This is a genomic window from Streptomyces sp. NPDC031049, assembly GCF_055571015.1.
In genome coordinates this window covers 131,527-156,450 of the sequence record NZ_JBVIGC010000018.1, presented here as the reverse complement: position 1 = coordinate 156,450, position 24,924 = coordinate 131,527, and the positions used below count along the sequence as shown (strand labels likewise).

Here is a 24,924-nt window from a genome sequence, read left to right as displayed (position 1 = left end):
ATGTCCTCCTCCCGGATCCCCCAGTTCCCGGTGAGATCCGCAATGAGACGTTCGGCGATCTCGACCTTCTTCTCCGCCGTCCGCGCCTGGCCCTCCTCGTCGATGGTCAGTGCGATCAGCGCCGCCCCGTGCTCCCGCGCGAGCCGCGTCACCTTCGCGAAGCGGGACTCCGGGCCATCCCCGTCCTCGTAGTTCACCGAGTTGATCACCGCGCGCCCGCCGAGCTTCTCCAGCCCCGCCCGGATCACCTCGACCTCGGTGGAGTCCAGCACCACCGGCAGCGTCGACGCCGTCGCGAAGCGGCCGGCCAGCTCGGCCATGTCGGCCACACCGTCCCGGCCGACATAGTCCACACACAGATCCAGCATGTGGGCGCCCTCGCGGATCTGCTCGCGGGCCATCTCCACACAGTCGTCCCAGCGGCCCTCGAGCATCGCCTCCCGGAACTTCTTCGACCCGTTGGCGTTGGTCCGCTCACCGATCGCCAGATACGAGGTGTCCTGCCGGAACGGCACCGACTGGTACAACGACGCCGCACCCGGCTCCGGACGCGGGTCCCGCACGGTCGGCGCCTGGCCGCGCACCCGTTCCACGACCTGCCGCAGGTGCTCCGGCGTCGTCCCGCAGCAGCCGCCCACCAGCGACAGCCCGTACTCCCGCACGAACGTCTCCTGCGCATCCGCCAGCTCCGGCGCCGTCAGGGGGTAGTGGGCGCCGTCCTTGCCCAGCACCGGGAGACCGGCGTTCGGCATGCAGGACAGGGGGATGCGGGAGTGCCGGGCGAGGTAACGCAGGTGCTCGCTCATCTCCGCCGGACCCGTCGCGCAGTTCAGGCCGATCATGTCGATGCCGAGCGGTTCCAGCGCGGTCAGCGCGGCGCCGATCTCCGAACCCAGCAGCATCGTGCCGGTCGTCTCGACGGTCACCGACACGATCAGCGGCATGTCGACGCCGAGCGCGTCCAGACCGCGCCGCGCGCCGAGCACGGCGGCCTTGGTCTGGAGGAGGTCCTGCGTGGTCTCCACCAGCAGCGCGTCCGCGCCGCCGGTCACCAGACCCTCGGCGTTCTGCTGGTAGGCGTCGCGCAGCACTCCGTAAGGTGCGTGGCCGAGCGTGGGCAGCTTGGTGCCGGGGCCCATCGAGCCCAGCACCCAGCGCTGCCGCCCGTCCCCGGCCGCGAACTCGTCGGCGACCTCACGGGCCACCCGGGCGCCGGCCTCGGACAGCTCGTGGACACGGTGCGCGATGTCGTACTCGCCGAGGGCGGAGTGGTTCGCGCCGAACGTGTTGGTCTCCACGCAGTCGACACCGGCGGCGAAGTACTCCCGGTGCACCGAGCGGACGATGTCCGGGCGGGTCAGGTTCAGGACCTCGTTGCAGCCCTCCAGCTGCTGGAAATCGTCCAGCGTGGGGTTCTGCGCCTGGAGCATGGTGCCCATCGCCCCGTCGGCGACCACCACACGGGTGGCGAGCGCCTCGCGGAGGGCGGTGACACGGGTCCGGGTGTCGGCGGACGGGGTGGGCGGCGACGAGGCCATGAAAGGGCTCCCTATGGTGCGACGGCTGTCGGCTTTGCGGCTTCCCGGGCCCGCTGCGCACAACGCCCCGGGGAGGACGCACGCCGCCAGGGTAGCCGGGACGGTCGCAGGATGGACCAAGGCGTCCACGGGCCGGGACGAGGATGTCAGGTCGGACGCCGGGGGGCGCGTCGTTCGAGGCGGGTGCTAAGAGTTGGCGACCGGGCATTAGCGGGAGGTCGGCATGGACCGGTAGTGTTCGACATTGCCGAACAGCGGCAGCGACGTCGCGGGTCGACGGTCGAAGGGGACGGAGGCAGGACGGCGATGGCACGGAACATCCAGTCGCTCGAACGGGCGGCCGCGATGCTGCGGCTCCTCGCGGGCGGCGAGCGGCGGCTCGGACTGTCGGACATCGCCTCTTCGCTGGGCCTCGCCAAGGGCACCGCGCACGGCATCCTGCGCACCCTCCAGCAGGAGGGCTTCGTCGAGCAGGACGACGCCTCCGGGCGCTATCAGCTCGGCGCGGAGCTGCTGCGGCTGGGCACGACCTATCTGGACGTGCACGAGCTGCGGGCGCGTGCCCTGGTGTGGACGGACGACCTGGCCCGCTCCAGCGGCGAGAGCGTGTACCTGGGCGTGCTGCACCAGCAGGGCGTGCTGATCGTGCACCACGTCTTCCGGCCGGACGACAGCCGGCAGGTCCTGGAGATCGGGGCGATGCAGCCGCTGCACTCCACGGCCCTGGGCAAGGTGCTGTCGGCGTACGACCCGGTGGCGCACAGCGAGGCGCTGGACGCGGACCGCAAGGCGTTCACCGATCGGACCGTCTGCGAGCCGGACGCCTTCGAGCACGTCCTGGACCTCACCCGCGCGCGTGGCTACGCGGCGGACGTGGAGGAGACCTGGGAGGGCGTCGCCTCCATCGCCGCCCCCATCCACGACCGCCGGCGGATGCCGGTCGGCTCGGTGGGCATCACCGGCGCCGTGGAGCGCGTCTGCCCGGACGGCGAGCTGCGCCCGGAGCTGGTGGCGGCGGTACGGGACTGCGCCCGCGCGGTGTCGCGGGACCTCGGCGCCGGGCGGTTCTGAGCGCGGGGCAGCGAGCGGTGGACACCGGGGCGCCGGGCGGCGTTCCGGATTTCTGCGTGCCCAAGAGCTCGGCCGGCGCGCCGACCGGCCCGGCGGCCACCGAAGATCGACGGGCGAAGGCGATCAGTAACGATCGCGTTTTCGCCAAACAGAGCTCTTGACGCACGCCTGACGCCGGGGAAAGACTCCCGTCCATCGGTCGGCATTGTCGAACACCTACCGGCAATACGCGCTACAGTGTGACAACGCCAAGGGCCGGCATCGCTCTCACCCCTGAGGGCGCCAATCCCCGGTGGGACCCGGGGGTCGGCTCCCTGGACGAAGGACAAAGGAGTCGCGGGTGTCCAGCTCCGACATCTTCATCGGCGAGACCATCGGTACCGCCATACTCATCCTGCTCGGCGGCGGAGTCTGCGCCGCCGTCACGCTCAAGGCCTCCAAGGCCCGCAACGCCGGCTGGCTCGCCATCGCCTTCGGGTGGGGTTTCGCCGTCATGACGGCGGTGTACGTCGCCGCTCCGCTCTCCGGCGCCCACCTCAACCCCGCCGTCACGGTCGGCATCGCCGTCAAGGACGGGGACTGGAGCAACGTCCCGGTCTACTTCGCCGGCGAGCTGCTCGGCGCCATGATCGGCGCGGTGCTGGTGTGGGTGGCCTATTACGGCCAGTTCCAGGCGCACCTCACCGACCGGGAGATCGTCGGCGGTCCGGGCGCGCAGGACACGATGGCCAAGTCCGTCGAGGCGCAGGAGACGGGTGCCGGCCCGGTCCTGGGCGTCTTCTCCACCGGCCCCGAGATCCGCAACACCGTGCAGAACCTCGCCACGGAGATCATCGGCACCTTCGTGCTCCTGCTCGCCGTGCTCACCCAGGGCCTGAACGACGCGGGCAACGGCCTCGGCATCCTGGGCGGCCTGATCACCGCGCTCGTGGTCGTCTCGATCGGCCTGTCCCTCGGCGGGCCGACCGGTTACGCGATCAACCCGGCCCGTGACCTCGGCCCGCGCATCGTGCACGCCCTGCTGCCCCTGCCCAACAAGGGCGGCTCCGACTGGAGCTACGCCTGGGTCCCGATCGTCGGTCCGCTGATCGGCGGCGCGATCGCCGCAGGTGTCTACAACGTCGCCTTCGCCTGAGCGGGTCCCCGCCACGCGACCATTGAGCCGCACAGCACGCGACGTACGTACCGACCTCAACCACGGAACTCAGGAGCACACAGTGACCGACGCTCACACCGCCGGCCCGTTCATCGCCGCCATCGACCAGGGCACGACCTCTTCCCGCTGCATCGTCTTCGACCGCGACGGCCGCATCGTCTCCGTCGACCAGAAGGAGCACGAGCAGATCTTCCCCAAGCCGGGCTGGGTCGAGCACGACGCCACCGAGATCTGGACCAACGTCCAGGAGGTCGTCGCCGGGGCCGTCGAGAAGGCCGGCATCACCCGCGACGACATCAAGGCCATCGGCATCACCAACCAGCGCGAGACCACCGTGCTGTGGGACAGGAACACCGGTGAGCCCGTCCACAACGCCATCGTCTGGCAGGACACCCGCACCGACGCCCTCTGCAAGGAGCTGGGCCGCAACGTCGGCCAGGACCGCTTCCGCCGGGAGACCGGGCTCCCCCTCGCCTCCTACTTCGCCGGCCCCAAGGCCCGCTGGCTGCTCGACAACGTCGACGGCCTGCGCGAGCGCGCCGAGGCGGGCGACCTGCTCTTCGGCACCATGGACACCTGGGTCATCTGGAACCTGACCGGCGGTGTGAACGGCGGACAGCACGTCACCGACGTCACCAACGCCTCGCGCACGATGCTCATGAACCTGCACACCATGCAGTGGGACGAGAAGATCTGCGAGTCCATCGGCGTGCCGCAGCAGATGCTGCCCGAGATCCGCTCCTCCGCCGAGGTCTACGGCGAGATCAAGGGCGGCCGGCTCGGCGAGCTGCTCGGCGGCATCCCGGTCGCCTCCGCGCTCGGGGACCAGCAGGCGGCCCTGTTCGGCCAGACCTGCTTCTCCGAGGGCGAGACCAAGTCGACGTACGGCACCGGCACCTTCATGGTGATGAACACCGGTGACAAGATCATCAACTCCTACAGCGGCCTGCTGACCACCGTCGGCTACCAGATCGGCGCGCAGAAGCCGGTCTACGCGCTGGAGGGCTCGATCGCCGTCACGGGCTCGCTGGTGCAGTGGATGCGCGACCAGATGGGCCTGATCTCCACCGCCGCCGAGATCGAGACCCTCGCGCTGTCGGTGGAGGACAACGGCGGCGCCTACTTCGTGCCGGCCTTCTCCGGCCTGTTCGCCCCGTACTGGCGCTCGGACGCCCGTGGCGTCATCGCCGGTCTGACCCGGTACGTCACCAAGGCGCACCTCGCCCGTGCCGTGCTGGAGGCCACCGCCTGGCAGACGCGGGAGATCGCCGACGCCATGACGAAGGACTCCGGCGTGGAGCTGGCCGCCCTCAAGGTCGACGGCGGCATGACCTCCAACAACCTGCTGATGCAGACCCTCGCCGACTTCGTGGACGCCCCCGTGGTGCGCCCGATGGTCGCCGAGACCACCTGCCTCGGCGCCGCCTACGCCGCCGGCCTCGCCGTCGGCTTCTGGAACAGCACCGACGACCTGCGCGCCAACTGGCGCCGGGCCGCCGAGTGGACCCCCCGCATGGACGCGGAGACCCGCGACCGTGAGTACAAGAGCTGGCTCAAGGCCGTCGAGCGGACCATGGGCTGGATCGACGACGAGAGCTGACGAGGAGCAAGAAACCGCAATGACCACTCAGTCCACCCTGCAGTCCATACCCGCCCTGGGGACGCGCCCGGCCTCCGGCTCGAACCCGAGCCGGGCCGAGACCCGGGAGCAGCTCTCCCAGGCGTCGTACGACCTCCTCGTCATCGGCGGCGGCATCCTGGGCATCTCCACCGCCTGGCACGCCGCGCAGTCCGGCCTCAGGGTGGCACTGGTCGACGCCGGCGACTTCGCCGGCGCCACCTCCTCCGCCTCCTCCAAGCTGCTCCACGGCGGCCTGCGCTACCTCCAGACCGGCGCGGTGAAGCTGGTGGCGGAGAACCACTTCGAGCGCCGTGCGGTCTCCCGGCAGGTGGCCCCCCACCTGGCGAACCCGCTCACCTTCTACCTCCCCGTGTACAAGGGCGGGCCGCACGGCGCGGCGAAGCTCGGAGCCGGCGTCTTCGCCTACTCGGCGCTGTCCGCCTTCGGCGACGGCGTCGGCCACCTGCTCTCCCCCGCCAAGGCGCAGGCGGACGTCCCCGAGCTGCGCACCGAGAACCTCAAGGCCGTGGCCGTCTACGGCGACGACCAGATGAACGACGCGCGGATGGCGCTGATGACGGTCCGCGCGGCGGTCGAGGCGGGCGCGGTCGTCCTCAACCACGCCGAGGTGACCGGCCTGCGCTTCACCCGCGGCCGGGTGACCGGCGCCGAGCTCAAGGACCGGCTCTCCGGTGAGGAGTTCGGTGTCAGCGCCCGGCTCGTGCTGAACGCCACCGGTCCGTGGGTCGACCACCTGCGCCGCATGGAGGACCCGAACGCCGCGCCGTCCATCCGGCTGTCCAAGGGCGCGCACCTGGTCCTGAAGCGCACCTCCCCCTGGCGGGCCGCGCTGGCGACGCCGATCGACAAGTACCGCATCACCTTCGCCCTCCCCTGGGAGGACATGCTGCTGCTCGGCACCACCGACGAGACGTACGAGGGCGACCCGGGGGACGTCGCGGTCAACGACAAGGACGTCGCGCAGATCCTGGACGAGGCCGCGTTCTCGATCCGCGACCAGCAGCTCGACCGGGACCTGATCACGTACTCCTTCGCGGGCCTGCGGGTGCTGCCGGGCGGCCCCGGTGACACGGCGAAGGCCAAGCGCGAGACGGTGGTCACCGAGGGCCGGGGCGGCATGCTCTCGGTCGCCGGCGGCAAGTGGACCACCTTCCGCCACATCGGCCGTACGGTGATGAAGAAGCTGGAGTCGCTGCCCGGGCACCCGCTGGGCGACGACTTCGAGCCCATCTCCTCGCTGCCCAGGAAGCTGCCGCTGCCCGGCGTCGCCAACCCCCGCGCGGTCGCCCACCGGCTGCTGGTGGACCGGCCGGCGCCGGGTCCCCGGATGGCGGCCGACACCGCCCGGCACCTGGCGACCCACTACGGCTCGCTGGCCTTCGACATCGCCCGCCTGGCCAACGAGAGCCCCGAGCTGGCCGAGCGCGTCCACCCGGACGCCCCGGAGATCTGGGCGCAGGTCGTGTGGGCCCGCGACCACGAGTGGGCCGAGACGGCCGACGACGTGCTGCGCCGCCGGACGACGCTGACGATCCGCGGCCTGGCCACGGACGAGGTCCGCGCCAAGGTGCAGGACCTGCTCGACAAGAAGTAACCCTCCGGGCCGCGCAGGGCGGCGGCTCCCCGCCGACGGGGCCGCCGCCCTGCGCATGCGCCGTTCCGCGCCCGTTCCCCGGGGTGTCCGGGCCCGGGGAACGGGGCAGTGATCCGTTCACTCCCCCGTGCAAGGGGGCTGCGGGCGCCCCCGCGGAACGCCGTAAGGTTGGGGCGTACGCGAGGGCACGTCGGAAGGAGGCACTGGGTGATCGAGCTCGAGGGGGTTCCCGAGCTGATCGACCCGGTCATGGTGGCCGCGTTCGAGGGCTGGAACGATGCCGGCGACGCCGCCTCCACCGCGGTCGCGCATCTGGACAGGGAATGGAAGGGCGAGGTGTTCGCGGCGCTGGACGCCGAGGACTACTACGACTTCCAGGTCAACCGCCCCACGGTGTTCATGGAAGCCGGAGTCCGCAAGATCACCTGGCCGACGACGCGGCTGTCCGTGGTGCGCGTCGGCGGTGAGAAGCCGCGTGATCTCGTCCTCGTCCGGGGCATCGAACCGTCCATGCGCTGGCGTTCGTTCTGCAACGAACTGCTCGGCTTCGCCCACGAACTGGGCATCGAACTGGTCGTCATCCTGGGCGCCCTGCTCGGCGACACCCCGCACACCCGTCCGGTCCCGATCAGCGGGACGACGTCGGACGCGGACCTGGCCCGCCGCATGGACCTGGAGGAGACCAAGTACGAGGGTCCGACGGGCATCGTCGGCATCCTCCAGGAGGCCTGCACCCACGCCGGCGTGCCGGCGGTCTCGCTGTGGGCCGCGGTGCCGCACTACGTCTCCCAGCCGCCGAACCCGAAGGCGACGCTGGCGCTGCTGAACCGGCTGGAGGACCTGATCGACGTGCGCATCCCGCTGGGCGAGCTGCCCGAGGACGCGCGCGCCTGGCAGGTGGGCGTGGACCAGCTGGCCGCCGAGGACAGCGAGGTCGCGGAGTACGTCCAGTCGCTGGAGGAGGCGCGGGACACCGCGGAGCTGCCCGAGGCGTCGGGAGAGGCGATCGCCCGCGAGTTCGAGCGGTATCTGCGGCGCCGGGACGGGGCCGGTCCGGCCGGCGGGCACGCCACGGCCGACGGCGGGGACGCAGCGCCGGGCACGCCGTATCTGCGGGACAACCCCAGCGGCCGGACGCGTCCGCCGAAGCCGCCGAAGGCGGGCGCGGGCGGGGACGACGAGGAGCCGTCGGAGGACTGACCGGCCACCCACCTACGGACGGCAGGGGCGCTTCCATCACCGGAAGCGCCCCTGCCGTCCTCTGCCGTCCGTACGTCTGGAGCCGTACGTCTAGAGCGCGACGCCGAGCAGTGCGTCGACCGCGCGGGAGACCACGCCGGGCGCGCCCGTGTCCGTGCCGCCGGTCTGCTCCTGGAGCGCGGCCCAGCGGTCGACCGCGGCGAGCGCGGCCGGGGAGTCCAGGTCGTTCGCGAGGGCCTCGCGGATCTCCTCGACGAGGGCGTCGGCGGGCGGGCCGTCGGGCCGGGAGACGGCGGCCCGCCAGCGGTCGAGGCGGGCGACGGCGTCCCGCAGCACCTGGTCCGTCCACTCCCAGTCGGAGCGGTAGTGGTGGGCGAGCAGCGTCAGCCGGATGGCGGCCGGGTCGACGCCGTCGCGGCGCAGCCGGGAGACGAAGACGAGGTTGCCCTTGGACTTGGACATCTTCGCGCCGTCCAGGCCGACCATGCCGGCGTGGACGTAGGCCTTGGCCATGGGGAACTCGCCGGTGAGCACCTGGGCGTGCGAGGCGCCCATCTCGTGGTGCGGGAAGGCGAGGTCGGAGCCGCCGCCCTGGACGTCGAAACCCATGCCGAGGTGGTCGAGGGCGATGGCGACGCACTCGATGTGCCAGCCGGGGCGCCCGCGGCCGAGGGAGCCGCCGTCCCAGCTGGGCTCGCCGTCACGGGCCGCCATCCACAGCATCGGGTCGAGGGGGTTCTTCTTGCCCGGCCGTTCCGGGTCGCCGCCGCGCTCGGCGGACAGCAGCCGCATGGCGGCGGCGTCGAGGTTCGAGACCTGACCGAAGTGGGGGTCGGACTCGACGGAGAAGTAGACGTCGCCGTCCAGCTCGTAGGCGGCGCCCGCGTCGCGGAGCCGTTCGACGAGCGGCACGATGCCGGGTATGGCCTCCACGGCGCCTATGTAGTGCCGCGGCGGGAGCATCCGCAGTGCCGTCATGTCCTCGCGGAAGAGGGCGGTCTCCTTCTCGGCGAGGGCGGCCCAGTCGATGCCGTCCCGCACGGCACGCTCCAGGAGGGGGTCGTCCACGTCGGTGACGTTCTGGACGTAGTGAACCTGCCGCTTGGTGTCGAGCCACACGCGCTGCACGAGGTCGAACGCGTTGTAGGTCGCCGCGTGCCCCATGTGGGTGGCGTCGTACGGCGTGATGCCGCAGACGTAGATACGGGCGACGGGACCGGGGTCGAGGGTGACCAGGCCGCCGGTCGCGGTGTCGTGGATCCTGAGGTCGCGGCCCTGACCGGGCAGGGCGGGGACCTCGGAAGCGGGCCAGGCATGCATGTACATGAGCCTAACCGGACGGGTGTTCCGTCCACGAACCGGACGGTGCGGGTTGGCCGGGAAGGTGGTCTTGTGCGGTGCCCCCCGGTGTGCTGGGGCTGCTCCGGTCAGACCGGAGGCCAGGGGATCGCCGGCCACTCACCGGTGGGTTCCGGATGCCGGCCGGAGGTGAGGAGCGCCTCGACACGCGCGCGCGTGGCGTCGAGTTCCGCCGGCGTGATCAGTCCGGCGAGACGGGTGGCGAGCGTCGCGCCGTCCTTGAGCTGTTCCCGGAGGGTGCGCAGCGCGGTCACGGCCTCAGGGGTCAGGGGCTCTCCGGCCCAGCCCCACAGCAGGGTGCGCAGCTTGTTCTCGGTGTGGAAGGTGACCCCGTGATCGATGCCGTACAGCCGGTCCTCGCCGGCGGGCAGCAGGTGGCCGCCCTTGCGGTCGGCGTTGTTGATCACGGCGTCCAGGACGGCGAGCCGGCGCAGGCGCACGTCGTCGGCGTGCACCAGCAGCGCGGTCCGGCCCTCGCCGACCTCGGCGAAGCCGACGGCCTTCCAGCCGGGGCCGGGCTCGTCGGCGTCCACGAGGGCGAGCAGTTCGGCCTCCGCCGTCGCCTCGACCCACAGCTGGCACATGCCCTCGCCGTAGGGCCCGTCGCGCAGCACGGTGGGCGGGACGAGCCCCCAGCCGGTGGCCTCGGAGACCTCGTACGCGGCGGCCTCCCGCTGGGCGAGGGTGCCGTCGGGGAAGTCCCACAGCGGCCGCTCCCCGGCGACCGGTTTGTAGACGCAGGCGGCCTCCCTGCCCTCGTACGTCACCGTGCAGTACAGCGCCGCGTTGGAGGCCTCGCGGATGCGGCCGCGGACGGTCAGCTCGCCCTCGGCGAGCAGCTCGGCGGTCGTCACGCTCCGCGGCGGTATCCGTTCTGGCGCGGACATACGTGTCCTTCCGGGTCGAGCGGGAGGCTGCACAGCGGGCACGGCGGCCGCCCGGCGTTGACGACGTCGAGGGCGCGCTTGGCGAAGGCCCTGGCCTGCGCGCCGGTGAGGCGTACCCGCAGCATCGGGGGGCCGTTCTCCTCGTCCTGGAGCAGCCGCTCCTCGGCCTCGGCGAGGTCCTCTTCGGAGTCGGCCTCCAGTTCCACGAGCGCCTGCGCCTCGACGATCATGCGCTGCTCCTCGCCGTCCCAGGCCAGCGCCATGGTGCCGACGCGGAACTCCTCCTCCACGGGGGTGTCGAGCGGAGCGGTGTCGGAGATCTCGGTGGGCGCCATCGCCGGGACGGCCGCGCTGCCGCCGCTGCGGCGCACGACCTCGTCGAGCAGTTCGTCCATGCGCTCGGCGAGCGCGGCCACCTGGGTCTTCTCCAGGGCCACGCTGGTCACCCGGGAGCCGGCGGTGGCCTGGAGGAAGAACGTCCGGCGCCCGGGCAGTCCGACCGTGCCGGCCACGAAACGGTCCGGTTGGTCGTAGAGGAACACCTGACGGGACACGTCCTGTCTCCATTGCGAGTCGGTGGGGTGGTGAGAGTCGGTGGGTGACTACTGCGGGGACCGCTTCACCCTACTGCGGCCGACGATCACGGTGCGCCCGCACCGCCCCCGACCGTGGCGTCGTCGCCGGGGGGCTCCTCGCGCGGCGCGAGGGACGCCAGGTCGCCGGTGTCGCCGAGGCGCACCAGGAAGGGCCGCAGCCGGGAGTGGCGGATCACGGTGACGGAGCAGGGCTCGACGGAGATGCGCTGGAAGAGGTCGAGGTGCAGACCGAGGGCGTCGGCGACGAGCGACTTGATGATGTCGCCGTGCGTGCACATCAGGTAGAGGGCGTCGGCGCCGTGGTCGCGCTCCACGCGCGCGTTCCACTCGCGCACCGCCTCGGCGGCACGGGTCTGCATGGCCCGCATGGACTCACCGCCCGGGAAGGCCGCCGCCGAGGGGTGCTGCTGCACCACCTCCATCAGGGGCTCGTCCTTGAGGTCGGCGAGCTTGCGCCCGGACCAGTCGCCGTAGTGGCACTCCCCGATCCGCTCGTCGGTGTGGGCGCGCAGGCCGGGCCGGGCCTTCAGCAGCGGCCGGATCGTCTCCTGGCAGCGCTGGAGGGGGCTGGCGACGACCTCGGCGATCGGCAGCCCGGCGAGCCGGCCGGGCAGGGCGGCGGCCTGGGCGGCGCCGCGTTCGTCCAGAGCGACGCCGGGCGTCCAGCCGGCGAGCACTCCCTCGGTGTTGGCGGTGGAACGTCCGTGCCTGACCAGGATCAGCGTGGGCATGCGCCAAGGGTAGGCGTACGGCGGCGGGCGCCGTCGCCCGGGCGAGGGGAGAATACGTTCGGTGATCGTCGACTGCGCCGTCTACCGGGACGGGCACCGCTGCGAGGGCCCCGCCGACCTCTCCGACGCGCTCGGTGGGGCCAGGGCCGCGGGCGGTTTCGTGTGGATCGGGCTGCACGAGCCGACGGAGAAGGAGTTCGACCTGGTCACCCAGGAGTTCGGGCTGCATCCGCTGGCCGTCGAGGACGCCCTCAAGGCCCACCAGCGGCCCAAGCTGGAGGTGTACGAGGACTCGGTCTTCGTGGTCCTCAAGCCGGTGGTGTACGAGCCGGAGAGCGACACCGTGACCACCGGTGAGCTGATGCTCTTCCTCGGGGACGGCTTCGTGGTGACCGTCCGGCACGGCGAGGGCGCCCCGCTGGGCGTGGTGCGCCGGCGCCTGGAACAGGAGCCGGAGCTGCTCGGCGAGGGGCCGACGGCGGTGCTGTACGCGGTCGCGGACGCCGTCGTCGACCACTACCTGGACGTGGCGACCGAGCTGGGCCAGGACCTGGAGGAGCTGGAGGCCGAGGTCTTCACGCCGGACGGCGGTTCCCGGCACACCGCGTCGCGGATCTACAACTTCAAGCGGCAGGTCCTGGAGTTCCGCCGGGCGACCGTCCCGCTGGCCCTGCCGGTGACCCGCCTGGCGGGCAACGGCACCTTCGGCGTGCCGGTGCCCTTCGTGAACGACGGGGCGCGGCCGTTCTTCGGCGACGTGCACGACCACCTCACGCGCGTGAACGAGTCGGTGGAGGGCCTGGACCGGCTGGTGTCGGACATCCTGTCGGCGCATCTGGCGCAGATGAGCGTCCGGCAGAACGACGACATGCGGAAGATCTCGGCGTGGGCGGCCATGGCCGCGGTGCCCACGATGATCGCGGGGGTCTACGGCATGAACTTCGAGCACATGCCGGAACTGAAATGGACGTGGTCGTATCCGGCCGTGATCGTGGTCATGGCCGCCCTGGAGGTGCTGCTGTTCCGGACGTTCAAGCGGCGGGGGTGGCTGTAGGCGCCGTGACCGGCGGACCGGTGGCTTCGCCGGGCCGGGCAGCGGCCGTCAGGCGAACTCGGGGGCGGCGGAGGCGGGTCCGCCCAGGGCGTCGCGGCGTTCGGGCATCCTCAGTGCGACCATGCGGCGCCAGCCGCCGAGCCGCTCGTAGAGGTACACGGCGTGGATGCCGGCCGCCAGGGCCGCCGACTTGGCCTTCGGCCAGCGAAGGACGCGGCCCATGTGGGCCATGACCGCGAGGCTGACGTCCCGGTAGACGCGGATCTCGGCGAGCGCGCACTCGCGCAGGGTGCGCTGGATGAGCCGGCCGTGCCCGGCGGCGGCGAGGCGGAGCAGTTCCTCGTGGGCGTAGGCGAGGTGGCTGTCCTCGTCGTGGGAGATCATCCGGACGGCCCTGCCGATGTCCGGGTGGTCGGCGAAGTACTTCAGGAGCATCGCCATCTGCTCGGCCGCGCGCTGCTCGGTGACCCTGCTGTGGGCGAGGTAGGTGACGATGTCGTGCACCGTGAGGGGCTGGTCGGCCTTGAGCTTGTCGTGGGCGAGACCGATGCCGTGCCGCTCCAGGAGCATGGTGTAGTCGGTCTCCGGCGGGACCTCCACCGGTTCCAGGCCGCGCTTCTTGAGCAGGGCGTTGAAGATGCGCCCGTGCTTGTCCTCGTCGGCCCCGTGCCGGCTGATCTTCGGGGCCAGGGCGCGCTCGCCCTCCGGCACCAGTGCCGCGATGCGTCCGTTCTCCCAGCCTCCTTGCGCCTCGCCGCTGGCCGCGATGGAGCAGAACAGCCGGAAGGACTCGTCGTCGTCGAGGATCTCCTGGAACAGACTCTTGGCCGAAAGCATCGGTGGCACCTCTCTGCCGCTGCCGGGTTGCGCGCAGGCTCCGCAGAGAGAGTCAAGTCCGGACCCGGGGGCCGGGCAACAGCAGTGTCGGGCAACTCCGCCGAAAGAAGGACAGGGAGGGGCACCCATGGGCGTAACCCCACGCGTGCGTGGGCGTTGTTCCCCGTGACGGCCGTGGCGGGGAAGACCCCCGAGCCCCCACCACGGCCGCGGAAACCTCCGCCGGGCGACGCTCAGGCGAGCCCGGCGCGCTCCAGGGCCTCCGCACCGGCGCGCAACGACGTGATCCGCTCCTCGAGGGTGAAGCCCGCCGGGGCGAGGCTGAGGGTGGTGACCCCGGCCGCCGCGTAGGCCTTCATCCGGTCGGCGATGCGGTCGACGGAGCCGAGCAGCGTGGTGCTGTCGATCAGGTCGTGCGGGACGGCCGCCGCGGCGCCCTGCTTGTCGCCGGACAGGTACTTCTCCTGGATCTCGGCGGCCTCCCGCTCGTAGCCCATGCGCTGGGCGAGCCGGTTGTAGAAGTTCTGCTTCGCGCTGCCCATGCCGCCGACGTACAGCGCCGTGTAGGGCCGGAAGGTGTCGGCGAGGGAGGTGACGTCCTTGTCGTCGCCGACGGCGAGCGGGAGGGTCGGGCAGACGTCGAAGCCGTCGAGGGTCTTGCCGGCCTTCTCCCGTCCCGCGCGCAGGGGCCGGATCGCGGTCTCCTCCAGGTGGTCGGCGGAGGGGAAGATCAGCAGGGCGCCGTCGGCGATCTCGCCGGTCTGCTCCAGGTTCTTCGGGCCGATCGCGGCGATGTACAGCGGGATGTGCTCGCGCTGGGGATGCACGGTCAGCTTGATCGGCTTGCCGGGGCCGCCGGGCAGCGGCAGGGTCCAGTGCTCCCCCTCGTGCGACAGCCGCTCCCGGCTCATCGCCTTGCGGACGATCTCGACGTACTCGCGGGTGCGGGAGAGCGGCTTGTCGAACTTGACGCCGTACCAGCCCTCGGAGACCTGGGGGCCGGAGACGCCGAGGCCGAGCCGGAAGCGGCCCTGGGAGAGCGAGTCCAGGGTGGCGGCGGTCATCGCGGTCATCGCCGGCTGGCGGGCCGGGATCTGGAAGATCGCCGAGCCCACGTCGATGCGCTCGGTCTGGGCCGCCACCCAGCTGAGCACCGTGGCGGCGTCGGAGCCGTAGGCCTCCGCGGCCCAGCAGACGGCGTAGCCGAGCCGGTCGGCCTCCTGGGCGACGGCGAGATTGTCCGCGTCCATCCCGGCGCCCCAGTAGCCGAGGTTGATCCCGAGCTGCATGGCCGATTCCCCTTACCGATCAGTAACGTCCCTGGTGCCCCGACCTTAGCGCGCGGAATTCGGTTGTCCACAGGACCCCACAGCGGAAGTCGTGGCCAGTAATCTCGGCGTTCATGGAGCAGAGGCATCTCGGCCGCACCGGCCTGCGCGTGTCCCGCATCGGTCTCGGCACCCTGACCTGGGGCCGGGACACCGACGAGCACGACGCGGCGGACCTCTTGAAGACGTTCTGGGAGGCGGGCGGGACCCTCGTCGACACGGCGGACGTGTACGGCGACGGAGAGGCCGAGTACCTGCTCGGCAGGCTCCTGGACGGCCTGGTCCCGCGCCGGGACCTGGTGATCTCCACCAAGGCCGGCAGCGTGCCCGATCCCGACCGGCGCTTCGACGGCTCACGCGGCCATCTGCTCTCCGCGCTGGACGCCTCGCTGGCCCGGCTCGGCACCGACCACGTCGACGTGTGGCACGTGCACGCCTACGACCCCGCGACGCCGCTGGAGGAGACCCTCCACGCCCTCGACCTGGCGGTCGCCAGCGGCCGGGCCCGTTACGCCGGGGTCTCCAACTTCTGCGGGTGGCAGCTGGCCAAGGCGGCGACCTGGCAGCTGGCCGCGCCGGGCACTCGCAACCGGCTGGCGAGCACGCAGCTGGAGTACTCGCTGCTCCAGCGCGGCGTCGAGCGCGAGGTACTGCCGGCCGCCCTCGACCTGGGCGTCGGTCTGCTGCCGTCCTCGCCTCTCGGGCGGGGGGTGCTCACCGGCAAGTACCGCGGGGAGGCCGCGCCGCCGGACTCGCGGGGTGCCTCCGAGCACATGGCGCCGTTCGTCGCGCCGTACCTCGACGACACGGCGAGCCGCATCGTGGACGCGGTGGCGACGGCGGCGGACGGGCTGGCGGTGAGTCCGTTGCAGGTGGCGCTGGCGTGGGTCCGCGACCGGCCCGGCGTGGTCGCGCCGATCGTCGGCGCGCGCAACGCGCAGCAGCTCACGGCGGCGTTGTCAGTGGAGGCCCTTAGTCTTCCTGACGAGATCTGCCGGGCGCTCGACGATGTGTCGGCACCGGTGCACCGCTATCCCGATCACGACTGGAGCACGCTGTGAGCACGGAGCCCGAGCCCGCTGAGGAAGCCGTGGACACCGGTCCGGTGCCGCCGCCGGGCGGGCCCGGGTCCGGGTCCGGGGGCACGGACGCCGGGGGGCCGGCGGAGACGGGGGGACTGGCGGAGGCCGGGGGCCTCGCGGAGGCCGGGGGACCGGCGACGGCCGAGGGACTGGCGGAGGCTGAGGGCTCGGCGGAGGGTGAGGGCCTCGCGGAGGCCGAGGAGTCGGCTGGTGCCGGCGTGGGGGTCGGCGGCGCGGACGCCGGTGCGGACGCCGGGGGTGACGAGGGCGTCGGTGCGGGCGGCGAGGCCGATGACGCGCAGGCGCAGATGTCCGAGGTCGAGGCCGAACTGGCCGCGCAGCGGATCGAGCGGGAGCGGATCGAGCGGCGCAAGGCGGAGAGCAAGGGCCCGATCGAGGCCGGGGGCAAGCTGAGCGGCACGGCCGCCGAGCTGCTCGCCGCCGTCCGGGCCGTGGAGAGCGGCGAGAAGCCACCGGCCACCGTGTTCGCGGAGGCCCAGCCCACGCCCCGGCGCCCCGCTCCGGAGGCCGCGCCGGTGCGGCGCCCGCAGCCGGTGCCGGAGCGGCCGTCCCGGGCGCCCGCCGGGCCGGCGCCGGAGGCCGTCCAGGCCGTGCGGCGCGTCCTGGCACAGGGCGGCGCCCCCGAGACGCTCGCGCCCCAGGTCGCCGGGGCGCTGGGCGAGGGGGCGGAGGAGGTGCTGCGCGCCGATCCCTGGCAGCTGCTGCGCGTCGCCGGGGTGCGCCCGGAGCAGGCCGACGGATTCGCGCGGGCGCTGCTCGGCCCGGAGTGCGGCCCGGACGACGCACGGCGCGGACGCGCGGTGACCGGCTGGCTCCTGGAGCAGGCGGCGCTGGCCGGGCACACCGCCCTGGAACTGCCGCGGCTCACGGCCGAGCTGGGCCGGCGAGGCGTGCCGGACCCCGATGCGGCCGTGCAGAGCGCGCTCGCCGAGGGAGAGGTCCTGGCCTTCCAGGACGCCCTGGAGGAGACCGGCGCCCCGGACCGCCGGGCGGACGCCGCGGCCGGGGGCGAGGACACCGGCGAGGAGGGTGCCGAGGGGCGCCCCGTGCGGGTCCTGATCGGTCTCGAGCGGTACGCGCTCGCGGAGGAGAGCCTCGCCGACGGTCTGGCCCGGCTGGCCAACTCGGTGCCCAAGCAGGACGGTTCGGCTCAGGACTGGGAGCAGGCCGCCGCCGGTGCCCGGGGCAGCGCGGCGGATCTGATCCGGGCGGTGGCGGGCCACGGGCTGGTGCTGCACACCGGAGGCGAGGCGTCCCTGGCGGAACCGGCGGCCCTGCTGACCGCCGCCGGGCGGCTCGGTCTGCGCGCCTGGGCGGCGACCCCCAGCCACCTGGGCCGCGCCCGCTTCGCCGCCCTGGCGGCCGGTGCGTCCCCGGCCTCGGACGCGGAGCCGCAGGTCGCCTCCGTATCCGGACTGCTGGCCGGTGCCGAGGGGCCGGGGCGGGACGGCGACGGCGCCCTCGATCTGGACCTGCTCGTCGTGTTCGACGCCCCGCAGCTGGACGTGGAGGCGGCGGCGCTGCTGGTGGAGTCGCTGCCGGACGGGGCGCGGCTGGTGCTGACCGGGGACCCGGCGGTGCTGTGGTCCGTGGGTCCCGGGCGGGTCTTCGCCGACCTGCTGGCCGCCGGGGTCTGCCCGCACGTCGCCTCGCGGCGGCCGGACCCGGGACCGCTGGGCGAGCTGGTCTCCGGCATCGGCATCGGTGAGCTGAACCAGGTGGAGGCGCCCGGCAAGGAGGTCGTGATCGTGCCGGTGCGGGACGCCGGCGAGGCCGTGCACCGGACCGTGCAGATCGTGGTGGACTCCGTGCCGCGCGCGCTCGGTGTCCCCGTCGAGGCGACCGTGGTGATCACGCCGGGGCACGGCGGGGCGGTCGGCACCCGTGTCCTCAACGCGGCGCTCAAGGAGCGGCTGAACCCCGGCCCGGGCCGCTTCGGCGGCTTCGACCCCGGTGACCGTGTCGTCCACTCCCCCGTACCGGGCCGGGTCGTGCCGGGCAGCGTGGTGCGGGCCGACGACGAGGGTCTGCATCTGTCCTGCGGCGGCGAGGACGTGGTCGTGCCGAAGGATCGGGTGGAGACCTGCGTTCGGCACGGGTGGGCGCTGACCGCGCACCAGGCCGTGGGCGGCCGGTGGCCCGCGGTCGTCGTGGTGCTGCCCGGCGATGCCGTAGCGGCCCTCAGCCGCCCGTGGATCTACACGGCGTTCGGCCGGGCGGAGCGTCATCTGTCCGTGGTCCACGGCGTGGAGCAGGCGCTCCCCCGTGCCGTGGCCGAGGTGACGGCCAAGCCGCGCACCACGCGCCTGCCGGTGCTGATCGCTCCGCAGGCGCCGCCGGAAGACTGACCCCGGTCGGCCCGGTCGAGCCCGGTCGGCCGGACGGCCGGTGGGCCCGGCAGCCGCCCATGCCTGCCGTGCCCGCCGTGGCCGGCCGCCGGGCCCCGGTGGCCCACCGACGTCTCCGGGGCGAGGCACCCGGCCTCGGCGGCCCGCCCAGCCCTCCGGGCGGGCCGCGCCGGAGGGCAGAGACCGAGGCAACACCTCCGGACCGGGGAGCACCGGGCGACGGAGACCGAGGCACGCCTCACAACCGGGGGACGCCGGACGACGGCGGCCGTGGCGGCGCCGGCGGGCAGCGGTCGCCGAGCGACGCCCCGGCGTGCCCAGCCTGGGCCTTCACGCGACCGGAGCTCCCCGCCCGGGCGTCGGACCGCCCCGCGTCATCGCCCGGCGTTCAGACGCCCCGGCCTTGTCGGTCGGCGTTCCGTCGGTCGGCGTTCCGTCGCTCGGGGTTCTGGCGCTCGGGGTTCAGCGGTCCGCGTCCAGGGGTTCCAGTTCCTCGTCGCCGTCCAGCTCTTCCTCCGCGTCCTCCGGATCCTCGGCGTCCTCCTCGTCCAGGGGCTCGTCCTCGTCGAGGTCCTCGTCCAGGTCGGTGTCGAGATCGTCGAGGTCCGGGGCGTCCGGGTCGCTCACGGGGCCGCCCGCACCGGCGGCGTCCTCGTCGAGATCGTCCTCGTCCTCGTCCAAGTCGTCCTCGAGTTCGTCGTCGAACACCGCGCTGACGTCGAAGCGGCACACCACCCGCTGCGGGTCGACCTGCTCGAACGGCGCCTCCAGCCACTCGCCGGCCTCGGCGGGCTCGTCCGCGGCCGTCACCCACAGCGTGGAGTCGCCCTCGTCCAGGCCGAACTCCTTGTGCCGGGAGGCGATCTCGTCCGCCTCGAACTCGCCGAACAGGACGCCGAGCGCCCCGTGGACCGTCTCGGAGACACCCGTGTCGTCGTCCGCGGCCTCGATCCGGCGTGCCTGTGCCAGCAGCCGCTGCGGCTCCACCACGGCGTAGTCCCGGCGGATCAGCACGCTGACCGCGTGCGGCTCCTCCGGCCCCAGGTACGGCGGCAGCTCGTCCTCCGCGTCGGGGATCTCGAAGGGTGTGACCTCGTCGTAGCGGTCGTAGAGCAGCTCGTCGTACACCTCGGCGGCCGCCGCGAGCTGGTTGAACGCCTCGTAGACGGCTGGATCGTCCTCCCCGGACCGGCGTTCGACCGCGGCCAGGTGGCGGTCGAGTGCGGTCTTGACCGCCTCGGCGGCGGCCCGTACCTCGGCAGCGGTGGGCTGCGCAGCATCAGACATACAGCAGACGCTATCCGTACCGGGCCCCAGCCCGCACAATAGATGCGATGCCGGAATATGAATTTGTCGATGTGTACCTGCCGCGCGGGGTCTCCCGCAAGGAGACGACACGGCTCCTGACGGACCACGCGGAGTACGGGCACTGGGAGTTGTACCGACTGAGCCTGCTGCGGGACGGCAGCCGCAGGGTGCGGTTGCGCCGTCGGATCATCCGACAGGTACGCGCCACCTGGTGACCGGCAGGCACGCGCCCCCTGTGTGACCCGGCGGCGACGGCCGGGTCACACAGGGGCCTACGCGATCACGCGGAGGTACGCGCCTTCCGGTACAGCACCGCACCCGCGAGCAGCACGCCCGCGCCGGCCGGCAGGGCCAGGCCCAGCGGCAGGTCGCTGCCGGTCTGCGCCAGCTCCGCCGATCCCTGGGACTGGCTGACGAAGTGCCCGTCGGGGCGGTCGCCGTCCGTGCCGCCGCCCGAGGTGCGGTCGTCCGGGCCGGCCGGGCCGCCGCCGTCGGCGCCGCTCCCGCCGTTCCCGCCGTCCTCCGGGCCGCCGGGGCCGTCGGGCCCGCCGGGCTTGCCGGGGCCGTCGGGCCCGCCCGGCTCCCCGGGCTTCTGCGGGGGCGTCTCGTGGCCCCCGCCCGGCGGGTCGGTGTGGCCGCCGCCTCCGCCGCCGTACCCCCCGTTGCCGCAGTCGTTGCCGGTGCTGGGGTTGCCGACGCCGATGACGTTCACGCTGTTGCCGCAGACGTTCACCGGCACGTGCACGGGAGCCTGGACGTGGTTGCCGGAGCCGACGCCGGGCGAGTCGGCGGTGTGCCCGCCGGAGTGCGAGCCCCCGGGCGTCCCGTGCCCGCCGGAGTCGCCGTACCCCCCGTGCCCGCCGCCGCTCTTGTTGGCGCACGAGTTGCCCATGGAGGGGTTGAGGACGCCCACGACGTCGACCGTGTTGCCGCAGACGTTCACCGGGGCGTGCACCGGCGCCTGCACGGTGTTGCCGGACAGCACGCCGGGTGAGCCCGAACCGGAGCCCTGGGCACCGGAGTCGGCGTGTGCGGCGCCGCCCGCGGCGGCGATCACTCCGGTCGCCGCCGCCATCGTCATCAGGCCCTTGCGGGTGACCTGTCGCATGTGCTGCATTCCCTGCCTTCGACCTTGTGCGGGCATTCTCGAGAGTTGTCAAAGGCCGGTCGGCCCCGGAGCGCATGGCGCGCGCTCCGGGGCCGACGGGCTCAGGCCCTCATCGGGCGAGGCTCAACGTCACTTGTTGATGCAGGTGTTGCCGAAGGCGGGGTTCAGCAGACCGATCACGTTGACGGTGTTGCCGCAGACGTTCACCGGGACGTGCACGGGCACCTGGACGACATTGCCGGACAGGACACCCGGGGAGTGCACGGCGGCACCCTGGGCACCCGAGTCGGCGACGGCCATGCCCGCGCCCGCGAGAACCAGCCCACCCGTGGCAGCGGCGGCAGCAACGACCCTCTTGATCATTATTCCTCCTTGTAGGCAAAGCGATCCAATGTGCGGATCACATGAGCTGTAACGAGGAGGGAGTAATGGAGCTACGAGCCTATGGTCACATTCACCCTTCCTGGGGCAGCGCCGCACAGACGGCCGATTACCGGCCGTCCAGCGGCCGTTCACCGGCTCAGGAGGCGTCGATGAACCGGTCCAGCACCCGCACGCCGAACTTCAGGCCCTCAACCGGCACCCGCTCGTCGACGCCGTGGAACATGCCCGCGAAGTCCAGCTCCGGCGGCAGCTTGAGCGGGGCGAAGCCGAAGCAGCGGATGCCCAGGTCGTCGAAGGACTTGGCGTCGGTGCCGCCGGAGAGCATGTACGGCACGGCCCGCGCGATCGGGTCCTCGGCGCGCAGGGCGGTCTGCATGGCGTCGACCAGCCGGCCGTCGAAGTCGGTCTCCAGCGCCTTGTCGGCGTGCACGTCCTCGCGCCGGACGCGCGGGCCGAGGATGCGGTCGAGGTCGGCGAGGAACTCCTCCTCGTAGCCGGGCAGGAAGCGGCCGTCGACGTGCGCGGTGGCCTGGCCCGGGATGACGTTGACCTTGTAGCCGGCGCCGAGCATGGTGGGCGCGGCCGAGTTGCGCAGCGTGGTGCCGATCATGCGGGCGATGCCGCCGAGCTTGGCGAGGGTCTCCTCCATGTTCTCGGGGTCGAGTTCGGTGCCGAGCGCGTCGGACAGCTCGTCCAGGAAGGCCCGTACGGTCTTGGTGACCCGGACCGGCCAGGTGTGCCGTCCGAGCCGCGCCACCGCCTCGCACAACTCCGTGATCGCGTTGTCGGTGTTGGTCATCGAGCCGTGGCCGGCGGTGCCGTCCACGGTCAGCCGCATCCAGTGCATGCCCTTCTCGGCGGTCTCCACGAGGTAGAGCCGCAGCTTCTCGTTGACGGTGAAGGAGAAGCCGCCGACCTCGCCGATGCCCTCGGTGACGCCCTCGAACAGCTCCGGGTGCTCGCGCACCAGGTACTTGGCGCCGTACGTGCCGCCCGCCTCCTCGTCGGCGAGGAAGGCCAGCACGATGTCGCGGGGCGGCTTGCGGCCGCTGCGCAGCCGGTCGCGGACGACCGCCAGCGTCATCGCGTCCATGTCCTTCATGTCGACCGCGCCGCGTCCCCACACGCAGCCGTCGGCGATCTCGCCGGAGAAGGGGTGGTGGGTCCAGTCGTCGGCGTTGGCGGGGACGACGTCGGTGTGGCCGTGGATGAGCAGCGCGGGCCGGGACGGGTCCTCGCCCTCGATCCGGGCCACCGTGGAGGCGCGCCCCTGGTGCGACTCGAAGATCTGCGGTTCGAGCCCGACCTCGGCGAGCTTCTCGGCGACGTACTCCGCCGCCTTGCGCTCGCCCGGACCCGAGTGGTCGCCGTAGTTGCTGGTGTCGATCCGGATCAGCTCGCGGCAGAGGTCCACGACCTCGTCCTCGCCGGTGACGCCCCTGGTCGTGCCCGTCTCGCTCACGTGCTTCCTCCCGCTGTCACTGATCGTGTCCTTGCTGGTGGGTCCTCCTCATCCTCCACCCGGCGCCGGCGGGGCCCAAGACCGGACCCGGCCCGTCACACGCCGTTCACGACGCCGGAGGGGGGTGATCGGCCACCCGCCGAAGCCTGGTAATGTTTACGTCGTCGCCGCGGGAACACCCCGCACGGCAGACACCTCGTCCGGGTGGCGGAATGGCAGACGCGCTAGCTTGAGGTGCTAGTGCCCTTTATCGGGCGTGGGGGTTCAAGTCCCCCCTCGGACACCACCACAGACCCCTGCTGAGCAGGGGTCCTGTTGTTTTTCGCGGCCCGTGCCGACCGGGCACAATGACGGTCATGACCCTGCGTTCCTGCCCGTGCGGGCTGCCCGAGGCGTACGACGAGTGCTGCGGCCGCCACCACTCCGGCGCCGCCGCGGCCCCGACCGCCGAGGCGCTGATGCGCTCGCGCTACAGCGCGTTCGTCCGCGGGGACGCCCCGTATCTGCTGCGCACCTGGCATCCGCGGACGCGTCCGGCGCGGCTCGGTCTCGACCCGCGGATGCGCTGGACCGGGCTGGAGGTCCTGGACACGGCCGCCGGGTCCGCCTTCCACTCCACCGGGACCGTGACCTTCCGGGCGTCCTACCGGGGCGGCTCGCTGCACGAGCGGAGCCGGTTCGAGCGCGTCGACGGGGCGTGGGTGTACGTGGACGGCGAGTTCCTGGACTGACGCACGCCGGCCCGGCGCAGGCCCGCCGCTACGGCGCCAGGATGTCCAGTTCCTGGAGGGCGCCCACCGTGATCTCCCGGGTGAGGCGCTCCGCGCGCTCGGCGTCGCGTTCGCGGACCGCCTCGGCGACCTGGACGTGCAGGGTGACGGCCGCCGGGTCGGGGTCGGGGAACATGACGTCGTGCTGGGTGCGGCCGGTGAGGACCTCCGCGACGACGTCGCCGAGGCGGGCGAACATCTCGTTGCCGGAGGCGGTGAGGATGACGCGGTGGAAGGCCACGTCGTGGAAGAGGTACTGCTCCAGCCGGTGACCGCGTGAGTTGGCGACCATGCCGAGGGCGCATTCGGTCAGCTCCGCGCACTGCTCCGACGTCGCGTGCTGGGCGGCCAGGCCCGCCGCCACCGGCTCCACCGCCGAGCGCAGCACGGTCAGGGAGCGCAGCTGGCGCGGGCGGTCGGCGCCGGCCAGCCGCCAGCGGATGACCTGCGGGTCGTAGACGTTCCACTCGCTCTCGGGGAGCACCGTCACGCCGACGCGGCGGCGGGAGGCGACCAGGCGCATGGACTCCAGAACGCGGACCGCCTCGCGCATCACGGAGCGCGACACGTCGAAACGCTGCGCCAGTTCGTCGGTGCGCAGCACGCTGCCCGCGGGGTAATCACCCGCGGTGATGGCGGGGCCGAGGGCGTCCAGTACGCGGCCGTGCAGTCCTCGGCCCGTTGTGCTCATGCACTCAGCGTACGGGGCGGATCACGGCAAGAAAAAGTCAGACTTATATGTCACAGGGTCTTGAATTCGTCGTACCTAATGGGTTTCAGTTGCGTCGACATCACGTGTCGACGAAGACAGCAGACAGCGAGAGCACGATGCAGCAACTGCGCACCCCCCATGTGGTCGTGGTCATGGGCGTGGCGGGGACCGGCAAGACCACCATCGGTCCCCTGCTCGCGGCCCGGCTCGGCGTTCCCTACGCCGAGGGCGACGACTTCCACCCGCCGGCCAACATCGCCAAGATGTCGGCCGGCACCCCGCTCACCGACGAGGACCGCCGGCCCTGGCTGGACGCCATCGGGGCCTGGGCGCACGGACGGGCGGGGCTCGGCGGGGTGGTGAGCAGTTCGGCGCTGAAGCGGTCCTACCGCGACCGGCTGCGGGCCGCCGCTCCCGAGGTCGTCTTCGTGCACCTCACCGGCAGCCGCGAGCTGATCGAGGAGCGGATGTCGCAACGCAAGGGGCACTTCATGCCGACGGCCCTGCTCGACTCCCAGTTCGCCACGCTCCAGCCGCTCGAGCCGGACGAGGCCGGGGTCGCGGTGGACGTCGCCGGCAGCCCCGAGGAGATCGCCGAACGAGCCGTCGAGGCCCTCCAGGCGCTGCCCGACCCGATCCGGTAACCCCACCCCCCGAACAGTCCCATCCTCCGGACAGTCCCACCTCCCCCACAGCCCCACCCCCCAACCGACGGGGCCGTGCCACCACCCCCGGG

General features: G+C 72.7%; 23 protein-coding genes and 1 tRNA gene. 12 read left to right on the top strand and 12 right to left on the bottom strand.

Translation table 11 applies throughout. The features are described 5' to 3' along the window. Positions 1–1,538 (bottom strand): homocysteine S-methyltransferase family protein (locus tag ACZ45Q_RS27340; RefSeq protein ID WP_468266063.1); only part of this gene is annotated, 1,538 nt, incomplete at its 3' end. A gap of 306 nt (positions 1,539–1,844) precedes the next feature. Between ACZ45Q_RS27340 and ACZ45Q_RS27335 the strand changes: the two genes are divergently transcribed. The 5 genes from ACZ45Q_RS27335 (at position 1,845) to ACZ45Q_RS27315 (ending at position 8,201) form a co-directional block, all read left to right on the top strand. Then, positions 1,845–2,609, top strand: coding sequence for an IclR family transcriptional regulator (locus ACZ45Q_RS27335; RefSeq protein WP_468266061.1), 765 nt, complete (start codon positions 1,845–1,847; stop codon positions 2,607–2,609). A 340-nt stretch (positions 2,610–2,949) separates the two neighbouring features. Beyond that, positions 2,950–3,744 (top strand): MIP/aquaporin family protein, encoded by a 795-nt coding sequence (locus ACZ45Q_RS27330; protein WP_468266059.1) that lies wholly within the window; start codon positions 2,950–2,952, stop codon positions 3,742–3,744. Between the two features lie 82 nt (positions 3,745–3,826). After that, positions 3,827–5,365 carry a glycerol kinase GlpK gene (glpK, locus tag ACZ45Q_RS27325; protein ID WP_468266057.1) on the top strand — a complete coding sequence of 513 codons (1,539 nt, stop codon included), beginning with the start codon at positions 3,827–3,829 and terminating at the stop codon, positions 5,363–5,365. A 19-nt stretch (positions 5,366–5,384) separates the two neighbouring features. Next, positions 5,385–7,001 (top strand): glycerol-3-phosphate dehydrogenase/oxidase, encoded by a 1,617-nt coding sequence (locus ACZ45Q_RS27320; protein WP_468266055.1) that lies wholly within the window; start codon positions 5,385–5,387, stop codon positions 6,999–7,001. Positions 7,002–7,208: 207 nt separating this feature from the next. Next, a complete protein-coding gene (locus tag ACZ45Q_RS27315) occupies positions 7,209–8,201 on the top strand; it encodes a PAC2 family protein (RefSeq protein WP_468266053.1) in 993 nt (330 codons plus the stop codon). 90 nt (positions 8,202–8,291) lie between these two features. Here ACZ45Q_RS27315 and mshC read toward each other — a convergent pair whose 3' ends face one another. The 4 genes from mshC to ACZ45Q_RS27295 all read right to left on the bottom strand — a co-directional run bounded on the left by mshC (position 8,292) and on the right by ACZ45Q_RS27295 (position 11,774). Continuing rightward, positions 8,292–9,521: a cysteine--1-D-myo-inosityl 2-amino-2-deoxy-alpha-D-glucopyranoside ligase gene (gene mshC, locus ACZ45Q_RS27310; RefSeq protein ID WP_468266051.1), complete on the bottom strand. Its 1,230-nt coding sequence runs from the start codon at positions 9,519–9,521 to the stop codon at positions 8,292–8,294. A 107-nt stretch (positions 9,522–9,628) separates the two neighbouring features. Beyond that, positions 9,629–10,447 carry an SCO1664 family protein gene (locus ACZ45Q_RS27305; RefSeq protein ID WP_468266049.1) on the bottom strand — a complete coding sequence of 273 codons (819 nt, stop codon included), beginning with the start codon at positions 10,445–10,447 and terminating at the stop codon, positions 9,629–9,631. After that, positions 10,411–11,001, bottom strand: a complete 591-nt coding sequence (locus ACZ45Q_RS27300) for a DUF3090 domain-containing protein (protein WP_468266047.1) — start codon at positions 10,999–11,001, stop codon at positions 10,411–10,413. Before ACZ45Q_RS27300 ends, ACZ45Q_RS27305 begins: the two co-directional genes overlap by 37 nt. 86 nt (positions 11,002–11,087) lie before the next feature. Beyond that, positions 11,088–11,774: a histidine phosphatase family protein gene (locus tag ACZ45Q_RS27295; RefSeq protein WP_468266045.1), complete on the bottom strand. Its 687-nt coding sequence runs from the start codon at positions 11,772–11,774 to the stop codon at positions 11,088–11,090. A gap of 61 nt (positions 11,775–11,835) precedes the next feature. Between ACZ45Q_RS27295 and corA the strand changes: the two genes are divergently transcribed. Next, positions 11,836–12,828 carry a magnesium/cobalt transporter CorA gene (corA, locus tag ACZ45Q_RS27290; protein WP_468266043.1) on the top strand — a complete coding sequence of 331 codons (993 nt, stop codon included), beginning with the start codon at positions 11,836–11,838 and terminating at the stop codon, positions 12,826–12,828. Between the two features lie 48 nt (positions 12,829–12,876). On the opposite strand, the gene ACZ45Q_RS27285 is transcribed toward corA, so the two are convergent. Together ACZ45Q_RS27285 and ACZ45Q_RS27280 are read right to left on the bottom strand one after the other, a co-directional pair. After that, positions 12,877–13,665 (bottom strand): ferritin-like domain-containing protein, encoded by a 789-nt coding sequence (locus ACZ45Q_RS27285; protein WP_468266041.1) that lies wholly within the window; start codon positions 13,663–13,665, stop codon positions 12,877–12,879. Positions 13,666–13,898: 233 nt separating this feature from the next. Next, positions 13,899–14,954: an LLM class F420-dependent oxidoreductase gene (locus tag ACZ45Q_RS27280; RefSeq protein WP_468266039.1), complete on the bottom strand. Its 1,056-nt coding sequence runs from the start codon at positions 14,952–14,954 to the stop codon at positions 13,899–13,901. A 113-nt stretch (positions 14,955–15,067) separates the two neighbouring features. Here ACZ45Q_RS27280 and ACZ45Q_RS27275 point away from each other — a divergent pair, with 113 nt between their 5' ends. After that, a complete protein-coding gene (locus tag ACZ45Q_RS27275; protein ID WP_468266037.1) occupies positions 15,068–16,054 on the top strand; it encodes an aldo/keto reductase in 987 nt (328 codons plus the stop codon). Next, the gene (locus ACZ45Q_RS27270) at positions 16,051–18,444 is read left to right on the top strand and encodes a helix-hairpin-helix domain-containing protein (protein ID WP_468266035.1); all 2,394 of its coding nucleotides are present in this window, start codon (positions 16,051–16,053) and stop codon (positions 18,442–18,444) included. Before ACZ45Q_RS27275 ends, ACZ45Q_RS27270 begins: the two co-directional genes overlap by 4 nt. Before the next feature lie 462 nt (positions 18,445–18,906). Here the strand turns inward: ACZ45Q_RS27270 and ACZ45Q_RS27265 are convergent, their stop codons facing one another. Next, a complete protein-coding gene (locus ACZ45Q_RS27265) occupies positions 18,907–19,731 on the bottom strand; it encodes a hypothetical protein (protein ID WP_468266033.1) in 825 nt (274 codons plus the stop codon). 47 nt (positions 19,732–19,778) lie between these two features. Between ACZ45Q_RS27265 and ACZ45Q_RS27260 the strand changes: the two genes are divergently transcribed. Then, positions 19,779–19,967, top strand: coding sequence for a DUF5703 family protein (locus tag ACZ45Q_RS27260; RefSeq protein WP_190206279.1), 189 nt, complete (start codon positions 19,779–19,781; stop codon positions 19,965–19,967). A 65-nt stretch (positions 19,968–20,032) separates the two neighbouring features. Here the strand turns inward: ACZ45Q_RS27260 and ACZ45Q_RS27255 are convergent, their stop codons facing one another. From ACZ45Q_RS27255 to ACZ45Q_RS27245, 3 genes are all read right to left on the bottom strand, one after another. Beyond that, a complete protein-coding gene (locus tag ACZ45Q_RS27255; protein ID WP_468266031.1) occupies positions 20,033–20,860 on the bottom strand; it encodes a chaplin in 828 nt (275 codons plus the stop codon). A gap of 129 nt (positions 20,861–20,989) precedes the next feature. After that, the gene (gene chpH / locus ACZ45Q_RS27250) at positions 20,990–21,223 is read right to left on the bottom strand and encodes a chaplin ChpH (RefSeq protein ID WP_416527996.1); all 234 of its coding nucleotides are present in this window, start codon (positions 21,221–21,223) and stop codon (positions 20,990–20,992) included. Between the two features lie 157 nt (positions 21,224–21,380). Beyond that, the gene (locus tag ACZ45Q_RS27245; RefSeq protein WP_468266029.1) at positions 21,381–22,706 is read right to left on the bottom strand and encodes a M20/M25/M40 family metallo-hydrolase; all 1,326 of its coding nucleotides are present in this window, start codon (positions 22,704–22,706) and stop codon (positions 21,381–21,383) included. A gap of 198 nt (positions 22,707–22,904) precedes the next feature. On the opposite strand from ACZ45Q_RS27245, the gene ACZ45Q_RS27240 reads away from it, so the two are divergent. Then, positions 22,905–22,992, top strand: a tRNA-Leu gene (locus tag ACZ45Q_RS27240). Positions 22,993–23,062: 70 nt separating this feature from the next. Beyond that, positions 23,063–23,437: a YchJ family protein gene (locus ACZ45Q_RS27235; RefSeq protein WP_468266027.1), complete on the top strand. Its 375-nt coding sequence runs from the start codon at positions 23,063–23,065 to the stop codon at positions 23,435–23,437. A gap of 28 nt (positions 23,438–23,465) precedes the next feature. Here the strand turns inward: ACZ45Q_RS27235 and ACZ45Q_RS27230 are convergent, their stop codons facing one another. Further along, positions 23,466–24,167, bottom strand: a complete 702-nt coding sequence (locus ACZ45Q_RS27230; RefSeq protein WP_468266025.1) for a FadR/GntR family transcriptional regulator — start codon at positions 24,165–24,167, stop codon at positions 23,466–23,468. A 137-nt stretch (positions 24,168–24,304) separates the two neighbouring features. On the opposite strand from ACZ45Q_RS27230, the gene ACZ45Q_RS27225 reads away from it, so the two are divergent. Beyond that, the gene (locus ACZ45Q_RS27225; protein ID WP_468266077.1) at positions 24,305–24,832 is read left to right on the top strand and encodes a gluconokinase; all 528 of its coding nucleotides are present in this window, start codon (positions 24,305–24,307) and stop codon (positions 24,830–24,832) included. The last annotated feature ends 92 nt before the right edge of the window (positions 24,833–24,924 follow it).